This is a genomic window from Gracilimonas sp., from assembly GCF_017641085.1.
Taxonomy (GTDB): Bacteria; Bacteroidota; Rhodothermia; order Balneolales; family Balneolaceae; genus Gracilimonas.
In genome coordinates, this window is sequence record NZ_JAEPPI010000003.1 from 908,720 (window position 1) to 922,073 (window position 13,354).

6 protein-coding genes, 1 other RNA gene and 1 pseudogene are annotated in these 13,354 nt (G+C 45.1%); 6 read left to right on the top strand and 2 right to left on the bottom strand.

Translation table 11 applies throughout. From position 1 onward, the window contains the following. Positions 1-470: 470 nt before the first annotated feature. On the top strand, positions 471-812 hold the full coding sequence (locus JJ941_RS14985; protein WP_290966982.1) for a GIY-YIG nuclease family protein: 342 nt from the start codon (positions 471-473) through the stop codon (positions 810-812). Between the two features lie 134 nt (positions 813-946). Here JJ941_RS14985 and JJ941_RS14990 read toward each other — a convergent pair whose 3' ends face one another. Further along, the gene (locus tag JJ941_RS14990; RefSeq protein WP_290966984.1) at positions 947-1,834 is read right to left on the bottom strand and encodes a DUF72 domain-containing protein; all 888 of its coding nucleotides are present in this window, start codon (positions 1,832-1,834) and stop codon (positions 947-949) included. A gap of 128 nt (positions 1,835-1,962) precedes the next feature. Here JJ941_RS14990 and ssrA point away from each other — a divergent pair. From ssrA to JJ941_RS15005, 3 genes are all read left to right on the top strand, one after another. Further along, positions 1,963-2,330, top strand: a transfer-messenger RNA (tmRNA) gene (gene ssrA / locus JJ941_RS14995). A gap of 302 nt (positions 2,331-2,632) precedes the next feature. Beyond that, a complete protein-coding gene (locus JJ941_RS15000; protein ID WP_290966987.1) occupies positions 2,633-4,495 on the top strand; it encodes a hypothetical protein in 1,863 nt (620 codons plus the stop codon). Beyond that, positions 4,450-6,483 carry a TaqI-like C-terminal specificity domain-containing protein gene (locus JJ941_RS15005; RefSeq protein ID WP_290966990.1) on the top strand — a complete coding sequence of 678 codons (2,034 nt, stop codon included), beginning with the start codon at positions 4,450-4,452 and terminating at the stop codon, positions 6,481-6,483. The genes JJ941_RS15000 and JJ941_RS15005 overlap by 46 nt, the downstream gene beginning before the upstream one ends. 1,726 nt (positions 6,484-8,209) lie before the next feature. Here the strand turns inward: JJ941_RS15005 and JJ941_RS15010 are convergent. Beyond that, complete coding sequence (locus JJ941_RS15010; RefSeq protein ID WP_290966994.1) at positions 8,210-9,649, bottom strand: histidine kinase dimerization/phosphoacceptor domain -containing protein; 1,440 nt, start codon at positions 9,647-9,649, stop codon at positions 8,210-8,212. Between the two features lie 245 nt (positions 9,650-9,894). Here JJ941_RS15010 and JJ941_RS15015 point away from each other — a divergent pair, with 245 nt between their 5' ends. Both JJ941_RS15015 and JJ941_RS15350 read left to right on the top strand, forming a co-directional pair. Beyond that, positions 9,895-12,270: a PAS domain S-box protein gene (locus JJ941_RS15015; protein ID WP_290966996.1), complete on the top strand. Its 2,376-nt coding sequence runs from the start codon at positions 9,895-9,897 to the stop codon at positions 12,268-12,270. Positions 12,271-13,184: 914 nt separating this feature from the next. Continuing rightward, a pseudogene (locus tag JJ941_RS15350) lies at positions 13,185-13,354 on the top strand (flagellin); the annotation flags it as partial.

Below are 13,354 nucleotides of genomic sequence, written 5' to 3' on the forward strand. Positions count from 1 at the left end.
TTGGTGCTCAGCGGAGTGATTTATTTCTTAACGCTTCATTTCGTCCCTTTCTTTACGCTCTTTTTTCTAAGGCCGGTTATAATTTCCTTCTGTTCCCCATTGTTGTCCTTAGTGCCTTGTTGGAACCGGTGGGTTGGGGTAAATAGTGTGAAGGGCTGAACCCCTTCGCTTGTGTACCGGAAGAGTTGGTTGCTTGTGTAAAGAAGGTGGGTGTGGTTAGGTGTATTCCGGTAAGTAAGCGAGTCGTTTACGGCATCGCGTGAGTTTGTTTTAGTACCGGAGGAGTGTTTAAACCCGTCATCGCGAGGAGCCGGTGTTGTTGATACGAGCTTTCCGTATATCGACGACGCGATCTCCATAATCCACTTGGGATGCCAGTTCAGGGAGATTGCTTCGTCGTCATGCATCCCAAGCTTTTATTCCAAATCCGGCCTCCTCGCAATGACGGGGTGAATTTATTATAATCTACAATGCCAAGAGACAAAGACCTTTACGTGTACATCCTCACCAATAAACATCATACCGTATTGTATACAGGGGTAACCAGTGACTTAGTAAACCGGGTGTGGAAGCATAAGAACAAGCAAATCAAAGGCTTTACCAAAAGATATAATGTGGACAAGCTGGTTTACTTTGAAGGACCCGGTGATCCAATCTATGCCATTGAAAGAGAAAAACAAATTAAGGCTGGATCACGACAGAAAAAGATTGATTTGATTAATGAGATGAACCCGGAGTGGAAAGACCTTTACCACGAGATTATTCCTAAGAACTATAAAGAACCCGTCATCGCGAGGAGCCGGTGTTGTTGATACGAGCTTTCCGTATATCGACGACGCGATCTCCATAATCCACTTGGGATGCCAGTTCAGGGAGATTGCCGCGTCGTTATGCACCCAGCCCGGTGTTCGGGTTTGCGGGCTCCTCGCAATGACGGGTTCTTAAATTACAACCCCAAATCACCTTGTTCGGCTTCGCCGGGGATATCCAAATTTGTTCCCAGCTCTTTGTTTATGGCTTTGATGAAATGCTTGGAAAGCATAGGCGATTCTTTCTCCAGGTTCTGATGCACAAAGAAGTATAGCTTCTCGAGTCCTTGCTCTTTCCAGAACTTGAGCCGTTCCACCCAATCATCCAGCCGATCATAATCGCTTGCATGATTGGCGCCCACATAACGGATAAAAGCTACGGGGGAAGTAAGCCGCATATGCAGTAAGTCCCGGCGCCCGGCAGTGTCTGTAATGATATTGGCTACTCCGTATTCTTCGAATAACTGATAAACCTGACTCGCTACCGCAGCATCATTATACCAATCCGTATGTCGTAATTCGATGGCAAGCGGAATGTCATCCGGCCAGATTTCCACCAGTCGTTGCACACGGTCAAAATCTTTCGGTTTGAAATCATCACGAAGCTGCAGGAAAATCATTTCCAGCTGATCTCCAAACCCCCGCATTCCATGGAGATATTCTTCCAGTGGAGCTTCAATATTCTTTAATCGTTTAAAGTGACTGATGGTATTTACCACTTTGGGAAAGAATTTGAAGTCGTCCGGTGTTTTCTCAGCCCAAGTTTCTGACTGTTCCGGCCCTTTATTTCCATAAAACGTGGCATTCAGCTCAATAGAATTAAACTGCCGGGAATAGTATTCCAGTTCATCTTTGGTTCCGCGAGGATAAAACCCTTTCAGGTCTTTCTTATTCCATTTGGCACAACCCACATAAGCATTAAAATCACTGTTGCCTCTTTGATTCAAAACCCGCAGGGTGTCGGGGTGATCAGGAGGGAGGGTGAAATCGATGTCGCCGGGATTATCTACCTTACCAAATTTCATAGGTTCGTTATTGGTTAATCGTTATTCGTGTATTTGCAATATAACGAATAACCAAAAACGATTAACGAGTTTCCACTACAATAAGAAGCTATAAAATTCGTATATTTGAAGCAGTTCATTGACGTATTGGGGGTGTTCTGGATTCGACGGGTTGAGTATCACCGTTGGTTGCGTGTCGAGAGTGTCCAATGAATCTCGTAATAACATTCATTATGGATCAAAAGTAATTGACAATAATTACTCATACCGTTTAGCAGCATAAACTGCTAAGCCGTCCCGCTGGTTAAGTGCCTGTCATTGCCAGCCCGGACGTCATACAAGACAGGATATCGTAAGCGTGCCTTCTGCCGCGTTTGCGTGAAACTTTAGCAGAATAGGTTGAAGTCGCTTAGGTACTGGGCTCGGCTTCACCCGAAATACCAATCAGTACCTACACATGTAGATGCTAACAGGTCTACCTTCCCGGACCGGGGTTCGACTCCCCGCACCTCCACTTTATACTTCAAAGCCATCATATTCGAAAGAGTGTGATGGCTTTTTATGTTTTCATATAGACGTTTTATGAAACCATACAGATAGCATAAAAACCGGTCTTAATAGCTTTTGCAGAGGCCTTGCCAAACGATGCTTATCGTTCAGTAAATTGTTGCGCATCAACCATCCGGTTGATGCTTATGTTTTTGATCAGCGATGCTTATGTGTTGGGATAATCAAAGGGTGCACCAGCGTTTTTGTTTTTACCAGCTTTCCAAAGACTGATGCTTTCCATATAATCCGTTGTTAATAAAAGAAAAATAGATGCAGCTACAGACTAAAACCGTTCGGCAGGGGATCAACAAAGCTTACCTGAAAGTAAATGTTAAAAGAGCAGACCTGGATGCTTTTAAAATTGAAGCAACGAGATACCTGAATCAGATTGAGGAAGCAGGCAGTGAAAGTGAAGAACACCTGAAAAATTACCTCAAAGATTTTCTGTCCAGGTCGTTTTATGAAAGGGAAGAAAAGCTTGTAAACACCAGCGACAGAATTGACCTGGCCATCTACTCAGGTAAAACGACTTCCTCCTCGGTGGATGTGATTATTGAAGCCAAGCGCCCGGATAACAAAGCTGAAATGATCAGCAAAGATAATCCCAACCGAAAGGCCCTGCAGGAAGCCCTTCACTATTATTTTGACCAAAGGGAAAGCGGCAATGATGACCTGAAACAGGTAGTCGTTACAAATTATATCGAGTTCTTCATTTTTGACGCCCGGGAAATTGAACGCCATTTTTATTCCAAAAAGAAACTGCTAAAAACATACCGCCAGTGGAAGAATGATGAAAAAGTTTCGGGGAAGACGGATTTCATCTATCAAAAATTTGAAGCGTTTATTAACGAGTCTGATGCTGATATAACCGTAACGCACGCAGATCTCAGCAAATATCAAAAACAGCTTGCAGCCGAAGCCAACGAAGAGTCCGACAAAAAGCTGATTCCTTTATACAAGCTCTTTTCACCGGAACACCTGGTGAAGAAGAACTTTGCCAACGACAGTAACTCCCTCGATAAAGGCTTCTACAACGAACTGCTGCATATACTCGGACTGCAGGAAGTGAAAGAGAAGGGGAGCCGGTTGATTCAGCGTCTGCCGAAAAAAGAACGCCACCGCGGGTCGCTGATTGAAAATACCATCGAGATTTTACGGTACGACCAGCACATGAACGAAGTGCGTGATGCCACCGTGCACTACGGGGATGAGGAAGACGATCAGCTGTTTGGGGTGGCGCTGGAATTGGTGATTACCTGGATGAACCGGGTGCTGTTTCTGAAACTGATGGAAGCCCAGCTGCTGGCGTATCACCAATACGATGAGAAATTTAAATTTCTGAGTTACGAAACCATTGATGAGTACGACGAACTCAACAAGCTCTTTTTCCGGGTGCTGGCGCTGCGGAACCAGGAACGCCCGGCATCGGTGCAGGAACGCTTTGGGCATATACCGTACCTGAACTCTTCGTTGTTCGATTCCACCAGGCTGGAGAAAACCACCATTCAGATTTCCGGGCTGGATGATAAAGCCACGCTGGATTTGCATTCCCGGAGTATCCTGAAAAAGGGAGCAAAGCCACCTAAAGAAAAACTGAGCACCCTCGATTACCTGCTCCGCTTTCTGGATGCTTATAACTTCAGTGCCGAAAGTTCGGGTGGCATTCAAACCGAAGATAAAACGCTGATCAACGCCTCGGTGCTGGGCCTGATTTTTGAAAAGATAAACGGCTACAAAGACGGTTCGTTTTTTACCCCCGGCTTCATCACCGAATATATGGCGCGGGAAACGCTGCGTAAATCTGTGACGGATAAGCTGAATGAAGCCTTTGGCTGGGATTGCGAGAGTTTTGATGAACTTCCCCGTAAAATTGAAGCCAAAGAGCTTTCGGAAGTGAATGAGGTGATCAATTCCATTACCATTTGTGACCCGGCGGTGGGGTCGGGTCACTTCCTGGTTTCGTGCCTGAATGAACTGATTGCCATAAAATCGGAACTGAAGGTGCTGACGGATCACGAGGGTAAGTATATTTCCCGACTGGATATTTCCGTGGAAAACGATGAGCTGGCGATAGAGCACAACGGGAATTGTTTGATTACAAGCTCAATCACCACTGGAAAAACGGCAGGGTAGAACGCAAACCCGCCGGTAAAGAAAGCCAGCGTATTCAGGAGGCGCTGTTCCATGAAAAGAAATTCCTGATTGAAAACTGCCTGTTTGGGGTAGATATCAATCCCAACTCGGTAAAAATATGCCGCCTCCGCCTGTGGATCGAACTGCTGAAGCACGCCTATTATACATCCGGCCCGCAAGAGATCCCGGATCAGGTCCGGGATGACAACAACGAAGAGGCTCTTTCTCCCTACTCCGAGCTCGAAGTCCTCCCCAACATCGACATCAACATAAAGCAGGGGAACTCGCTGGTAAGCCGGTTCGGGCTGGATGAAGACCTCAGCTCCATCTTCAAGAAAAGCGAGCACTCGCTGCACGATTACAAGCAGGCCGTACGCAATTACCGCGAAACGCGCGACCGAAACGAAAAGCAGCGCCTGCAAACGTTGATTGACGATATAAAAGCCGAATACAGCGAAAACCTGCTGAACAACAAACCCATTAACAAGAAACTGAGTAAAGCCCGCGGTAAGCTGGAGCTGATGCAGAACGAGGATTTATTCGGGGAAGGCAAGGCGACGAAGAAAGAGCTCAAAAAGCAGGAAAAGAAAGTTACCAAACTGGAAGAGCAGAAAGCCGAGGAAGAAGCCGGCGCCTTTTACCGGGAAGCCTTTGAATGGCGCTTCGAATTTCCGGAAGTGCTGGACGAAGACGGGAAGTACACCGGCTTTGATGTGGTGATTGGGAATCCGCCTTATGTACGGCAGGAAGCCTTAGGCGATATAAAACCCTTTCTGAAAACTCATTTTGAGGTATATGCGGGAACCGCAGATTTATACGCTTACTTTATTGAGCAAGGGGTGAAGCTGAATAAAGAAAATGGCTACTTCCATTACATTGTAGCCAACAAATGGATGCGGGCAAATTATGGAAAGCCGCTCCGAACCTGGCTACAACAAAAACAAATTACAGCCATTACCGATTTTGGGGATTTACCTGTATTTGAGGAAGCCACCACTTACCCGTGTTTATTGGAAATAAAAAAATCTGATAACCCAACGGTATTTAAAGCGCTGGAAGTGGAAAACCTGCCGGTAGAAGATTTTGATGTACTGGAAGAAGAAAACGGATTTGAAGTAGATGCTAACAAACTGAGCGAAGAAGGCTGGTCGCTGGTTCCGTTAAAAACTCAGAAATTATTGGAGAAGTTAAGGAAAGCCGGAACTCCATTAGGTGAATATGTGAATGGAAAAATCCATTATGGTATTAAAACCGGCTACAACAAAGCATTTGTGATTGATGAAGAAACCAAAGACCGACTTATTGATGAAGATGCTTCCAGTGCAGAAATTATTAAACCTTTTTTGGCTGGACGAGATATCAAACGATATCAGCAGCCGGATCAAGAGAATTATTTAATCTTTACAAGAAGAGGGACAGATCTTGATAAATATCCGGCAATAAAAAAATATTTAGAAGGCTTTAAAAAAGAACTTGAACCCAGACCAAAAGATGTGCCAAGTGAAGATTGGCCGGGAAGAAAACCTGGAACTTATCAGTGGTATGAAATACAGGATGGCGTAGATTATTACAAGGAGTTTGAAAAACCCAAAATAATTTACGCTGAAATAGCAACAAGAGGACAGTTCATGATAGATGAGGACAATATGTATGTTGATACAACCTCATTCATATTAGGAAACTCATCATATAATTTACTCGGTGTATTAAATTCCAAGCTTTGGACCTTTATGTTTTCACAAATTAGTTCAGAGATTAGAGGAGGATATTATAGATGGAAGAGTCAATATCTTGAAGTAATGCCTTTACCAAAAGTTTTGGATGATAGTAATGAAATTGGAAGTCTTGTCAATCAAATCCTCACCGCCAAAAAAGAAAACCCCGAAGCCGACACCGGCGCGTTGGAGGCGGAAATCGATCAGCTGGTGTACCAGCTCTACGGCCTCACCGAAGAAGAAATAGCCATCGTGGAAGAGAGTGTGGGGTAATTAACAAACCCACACCCCGCCCCCCACGTCATTGCGAGGAGCCCGTAAATCCGAATGCAGGGCTGGGATGCATACCGACGCGGCAATCTCCCCGAATCGATATCCCAAGTAGCTTAAGGAGATCGCGTCGTCGCCCGGCAAGGGAGTCCTGCTTCACCTCACTCTACTCCTCGCGATGACCGGTTTTTTACTACTCATTAACGCCCGCCCCCCACGTCATTGCGAGGAGCCCCTAAATTCGAACGTAGGGCTGGGATGCATACCGACGCGGCAATCTCCCTGAATCGACCTCCCAAGTGGCTTAAGGAGATCGCGTCGTCGTCCGGCAGGGGAGTCCTGCTTCACCACACTCTACTCCTCGCGATGACCGGGTTTTTTACTACTCATTAACGCCCCCACGCGTCATTGCGAGGAGCCCGTAAATCCGAATGCAGGGCAGGGTGCATACCGACGCGGCAATCTCCCTGAAACGATATCCCAAGTAGGTTAAGGAGATCGCTTCGTCGCCAAGCTGGGTTGCCATAGATTCTGCAAGGTTCCTCCTCGCGATGACCGGCTTTAACTACTAACCACACACTACTCCTCGCGATGACCGGTTTTTTACTACTCATTAACGCCCCCCGCGCGTCATTGCGAGGAGCCCGTAAATCCGAACGTAGGGCTGGGATGCATACCGACGCGGCAATCTCCCCGAAACGACCTCCCAAGCACATCAAGGAGATCGCTTCGTCGTCCGGCAGGGGAGTCCTGCTTCACCACACTTTACTCCTCGCGATGACCGGGTTTTTTACTACTCATTAACACACCCCACGTCATTGCGAGGAGCCCCTTAATTCGAACGCCAGGTTGGGGAGCATAACGACGCGGCAATCTCCCCGAATCGACATCCCAAGTACATCAAGGAGATCGCGTCGTCGCCCTGCAGGGGAATCCTGCTTCACCACACTCTACTCCTCGCGGTGACCGGGTTTTTTACTACTCATTAACACACCCCACGTCATTGCGAGGAGCCCGTAAATCCGAATGCAGGACTGGGATGCATACCGACGCGGCAATCTCTCCGAACCGACCTCCCAGGCACATCAAGGAGATCGCGTCGTCGCAAGAAAGGGGCGTCCGGCTTCATCACACTCTACTCCTCGCGATGACCGGGTTTTTACTACTCATTAACGCCCCCCACGTCATTGCGAGGAGCCCATAAATCCGAATGTAGGGCTGGGATGCATACCGACGCGGCAATCTCCCTGAAATAACATCCCAAGTAACTCAAGGAGATCGCGTCGTCGTCCGGCAGGGGAGTCCTGCTTCACCACACTTTACTCCTCGCGATGACCGGTTTTTTTCTACTCACTAACACACCGCGCGTCATTGCGAGGAGCCCCTTAATTCGAACGCCAGGTTGGGGAGCATAACGACGCGGCAATCTCCCTGAAATAACATCCCAAGTAACTCAAGGAGATCGCGTCGTCGCCAGGCAGGGGAGTTCTGCTTCACCACACTTTACTCCTCGCGATGACCGGGTTTTTTCTACTCATTAACGCCCCCCACGTCATTGCGAGGAGCCCGTAAATCCGAGTGCAGGGCAGGGATGCAAACCGACGCGGCAATCTCCCTGAAATAACATCCCAAGTGGCTTAAGGAGATCGCGTCGTCGCCCGGCAGGGGAGTTCTGCTTCACCACACTTTACTCCTCGCGATGACCGAGTTTTTGCAATGGGTGTTGTAATTAATTAAGAGCGCTGCTACTGCCTTTCTTTTCAGACCTTGCAAAGCACAATTCAAATTTGGTGCCCTTTCCGGTTCCTTTGTAGGTGAAGGTGCCTTCCAATTGCTCGGTAAGGGCGCTAATAAGATTGAAACCCAGCGTATTATCGTCCGGTTCGAAATTATCGGGAATGCCTTTACCAAAATCTTCAATCACCAGCTGTATGTTGTCGCCCTCATTTGTGAGCGAAATATGCAAATCACCGGATTCGTCTTTCCCGTAGGCGTGCTTCATGGTATTGGTAATAACTTCATTGATGGTTAAAGAAAGGGGGATAGCCTGGTTGATATTCAGTTCCAGGTTCTTATCAATATTCAGATGAACATTGAGGTCGGTATCAGATTGAAATACAGAGGTAATGCCTGATACAAGCTTGTTCATACTTTCACTGAAGTCTAATCTCGAAAAAGTTTCCGACTTGTACAGGATTTCATGCACTGCTGCCATTGAGTTGATCCGACTCACACTGTCAAATAATTTACTCTGAAGCCGCTCATCATTTTCTCCGAAGGCTTGCAAATGCAACATTCCGGAAATTACAGCAAGATTATTCTTTACCCGGTGGTGAATTTCATTAAGAAGAGTGTTCTTTTCTTTGAGGGCTTCTTCCAGTTTCCCTTTTCTCAGCTTCTCGTCATGAATGTCCTGAACGCTTCCCAAAATTCGGATGCACTCACCCTTTTCCATTTCACTTTCCCACATGATTCGTACCCATCGTTGCTCCCCGTCCGGAGTTTGAACTTCAAGTTCGGTTTCATAGGGTGCGCCGTTTTCAATGGATTCATTTAATGCGTTCAGCAAAAGGTCTCTGGCATGTTCATCCCTGATAAAAGGGAAGGTGGTCTCAGCATTAGGATCAAAATTATCGTCAACCCTGTGGATTGATTTTACCGTATCTGACCAGAACCTCTTGTCTTGTTTTACATCATATTCCCAGTGCCCGATTGCAGCCAGCTGATAAGCTCTGTTTATGGTTTTCTGATTCTTAGTGAGGATCCTTTGGCTTTCTTTCAGCCGGGAATAATTTCTTAGCTCCCTAACAACAGCCGGCAGTAACCGGTCAGTTTTATCTTTCATGATGTAATCTGAGGCACCTTCTCTCATAGCTTCAACAGCTAATTTCTCGGGTATATAACCGGAGATTAAGATGAACGGTAGCTCCTGATTAATTTCCCGCACCACACTCAAAGCTTCCAACCCAGAATACCCGGGGAGGTAGTAATCACATAAAACCAGATCAACTTCGTCTTTTTTTACAGCTGAGATAAGTACATCTCTGCTATCCGTTTTTGTGATAAGAATATCCTCTTCAAGCTCATGTAATTTTCTTTTAAATAGTTCAGCATGAGATTCATTATCCTCAACCAGTAATACCCTGAAAGATTCTTTCTTTTTTGTCATAAGACTATTTATTGTTCATTCGAGAACTTAGAACAAATCAACCATAGATTGACCTAAAGCTAAAAGAAGATAATTAAAAACAGATTATAAGTAATTACTTTATCTTAGATTATGGTTAGTTATTCTTAATGGATTCGTAACATCACCGGTAATACCTTTTCCGGTCACTCAGTAATCTGATTTATATCCATCTATATTTTGCCAATAGGTGGTCAAAACTATAGAGAACAAAAGCACAGAAATTTTTGGGAAAAGAATCAAATAAAAATACCGGACTTCGCAGGCACCACTTTTTCTCGGCTTTCAATTCCATTCCTGATGCGATGGTAGTGACGGATATTAATCGAAGAATTATTTCGGTTAATTCGGCCTTCGTGAAGTTGTTCGGGTATAAGCGTGGTGAAGTAAAGGGAAAAGAAACATCTATTCTTTATTCGTCAGAACAGGATTTCAGCGATGCCGGAGAAGCGAGGTTTAATCCGGATTCAGATGTTAAAGCAGAAGTATTTGAAGTGCTGTACAGGCGAAAGAACGGAGAGATATTCCCGGCTGAATCTGTTGGAAGTGTGGTTAAAGATGATGATGGAGAGACTATTGGCTACCTTGCCGCGATAAAAGATTTGACCCGGGAAAAGAGAAGGAGTGAGGAAATATCCCTGCTCACTAAAAGGTTGCGTCTGGTTGCAGCTATTGTGGCCAATGAGGAAAAGAATTTCGAAGCAAAAATCAAAAATGCTCTCAAACTCACCACCGACTTACTTGGGTTTGAAATTGGTATTGTAAGCCGGATTGAAGGGGAAACCTATACAATCAAACATTATTACCCGGAAACGGCTGACCTGGAAGAGGGGATGGAATTCGATCTTAGTCAAACCTACTGCAGTATTACGCTCAAGTCGGACGATGTAGTTTGTATAAATGAGATGAGAACTTCCCCCTATAAAGCACATCCTTGCTACTCAAAGTTCAGCCTGGAAAGTTATATAGGAGTTCCCCTGATTGTAGATGAAGAAGCCATCGGAACCATAAATTTTTCCAGCTCTGAATCCAGAACGGACCCGCTTAACCAAGCCGATAGAGATATGGTGAGACTGCTGGGGCAGTGGTTAAGTTCCGAGTTTCAAAAGCAGGCCTACCAGGATGAGTTAAAGCAAAGCAGAGATCGATTCAGGCTTATTTCTCATAATTCAGCTGATCTTGTATGTCTGCATAAACCTGATGGTTCGTACGAATACCTGTCTCCTTCGGCAGAGAAAATATTGGGGTATTCGCCGGAAGAGCTTATAGGTAAATCACCCTATGAGTTGTTTCACCCTGAGGATTTAAAGCGCATTCAGGAAGAGTCGCATGAAAAAGCACTGAAAGGAGAGCATATACATCATATTCATTATCGGATTAAGCGCAAGGATGGTGAATATATATGGTTTGAAACCGCAACCGAACCTATTTTGAATGATGAAGGAGAGGTTGATAGATTACAAACTTCTTCCAGGGAAATAACGGAACGGAAGAAACTTGAGAACCTGCTGAAAGATACCAACAAGCTGGCTTCGGTAGGGGGATGGGAGTTAGACCTGAAGAATCAGGATTTGTATTGGACAGATGAAGTATATCGCATTCATGAGCTTCCATTGGGGTCTGAACTTAATGTGGAGGAAGCGATTAATTTTTATGCTGAAGAAGATCAGCCAACTATTACGGAAGCTGTTAGTCATGCCATCCAAACCGGAGAGGGTTATGATTTGGAGCTCACCTTAGTTACTGCAAAAGGGAACCGGAAATGGGTGCGGGCAATAGGTAAAACCCAGATGGACGAGAACGGGGAAGCGTATAAGCTATATGGTGTTTTCCAGGATTTAAGCATGCGGAAGCTGATGGAAGATCAGCTGAAAGAGAAAAATGAAAAGCTTGAACAACTGCTTAAGGCCACGAATGATATTAACGCCATAATTGGCCATGATTTAAAATCACCACTGAATACCATTATTGGGTTTTCTGATTTATCGGTTAAAGCGATAGAGGAAGGAGCATTTGAAGCTGAAAAATTCAAAAAGTTTCTTACCCTTATTTATACATCGTCAAAAGGGATGAGTACTACTCTGGACGATTTATTGAAATGGTCCAGGCTGCAAACGGGAGATCTGAATTTAGACATTACTTCAATAGACATAAAAAGGGTAGGCCGTAACTTATCCGATTTCTTCCAGGCAAGCCTTTCAAATAAAGGGTTGACGCTGAAATTTGATTTTGGAGAGCATTCCCAAATTAGAGCTGATGAAAGCATGATAACGACCATGATTAGAAACTTGATTTCAAATGCGATAAAATTTTCCAATGAGAAGGGGGAGATTACCGTACGATTAGAAAAGCTCCGGGATGATTGGGTGCTGACTGTACAGGATGAGGGAGTTGGGATGACCGATGAAGTTAAGCGGGATTTATTTTCACCACTTAATCACCCCAGCGAGTACGGAACGAAGAACGAAAAGGGAACAGGGTTAGGGTTAAAAGTAACCGAGAAGCTCGTCAAATTGCACGGCGGAAGGGTAGAAGTTGAAAGTGAAGTAGGTAAAGGAACAAGATTTAAACTTTATATTCCTAATGATCTAAGCCCGGAGTGAGAAGATAAACAAGAGAAGTATAATCCGTTCTGAACCACACACTTGTTTTAGAGTATTTTAACCGTAGGTCGGACAGTTTGTCCGCCCTTTTTTGTTTGGGGTAGTTGGTTGCCCTTTAATGCAGGACCCTCTCTCTGTCTCTCTCCCTCCGGCGCGCCTGTAGTACATTTGAACTCTTATCTGTGGCCGCAGGGAAAGAGGACTCGTTGGTAAGAGTTGGTGTGGTGAGAAAGATATAGGTTATGGGAATACTCTTTAATTAAGCGCTCCCTCCATATAAGCTCAGCGCAATAGGGAGGGTTGGGGCCTGCCTGCCGGTAGGGAGGTTGGTCGTTTGGCGGAAATGGCTTGATGAATTATTGACTTGGATGTTATTGCTACTTAGAACATGTGTTGGTTCATTATCAAACCGGACCCTCTCTCTGTCTCTCTCCCTCCGGCGCGTTTGTATTACATTTCTATCCTTAGTCGGGGCCGCAGGGAAAGAGGACTCCTTGGGGATAGTTGGTGAATTAAAAGGAATATGAGCCAAGGGTATGCTCTTTGATTAGGCGCTCCCTCCCTATAAGCGCAGCGCGATAGGGAGGGCCGGGGTGGGTCGTTTGGCGAAGGGCTGGTATAGTTAAAACCCGAAACTACGCAATTTCAAAAAACCAGCAATGAACGCCTTCACACTCCCGGATAACTCACAAAATGCTGACTTTTCTGTGCTAAAGTTTCGGTTTGGGGCACAAAATTGAAAAAAATTTCCCATTAAAAAACAACGTATATGGTTGACTAAGGCTGTTTTTAAAGATTAATTCAAAAAATCTCAAAAAAATTTAAACTCAAATTTAAGAACGCTATTTCACCTACGATAACTGCAGTAACCAAAACAACGGAATCAATAACTAAAACTAAAAAGGTGAATAATCATGGCAAGTTTTGGAGATCTAAATAGAGTAAATACAAACGTGCAGTCTCTGGACTCACAGTTATCACTGAACCGAGTAAACCGTGACCTGGCCGACAGCCGTATGCGTATGTCAACCGGTCTTAAAATCAACAAAGCAGAAGACAACGCTGCCGGGTACTCGATTGCAAC

Bases quoted from the DNA above. Each gene is read 5' to 3' on its own strand.
- JJ941_RS14985 (WP_290966982.1), top strand. From the start codon at position 471: ATGCCAAGAGACAAAGACCTTTACGTGTACATCCTCACCAATAAACAT.
- JJ941_RS15010 (WP_290966994.1), bottom strand. From the start codon at position 9,649: ATGACAAAAAAGAAAGAATCTTTCAGGGTATTACTGGTTGAGGATAAT.
- JJ941_RS15000 (WP_290966987.1), top strand. From the start codon at position 2,633: ATGCAGCTACAGACTAAAACCGTTCGGCAGGGGATCAACAAAGCTTAC.
- JJ941_RS14990 (WP_290966984.1), bottom strand. From the start codon at position 1,834: ATGAAATTTGGTAAGGTAGATAATCCCGGCGACATCGATTTCACCCTC.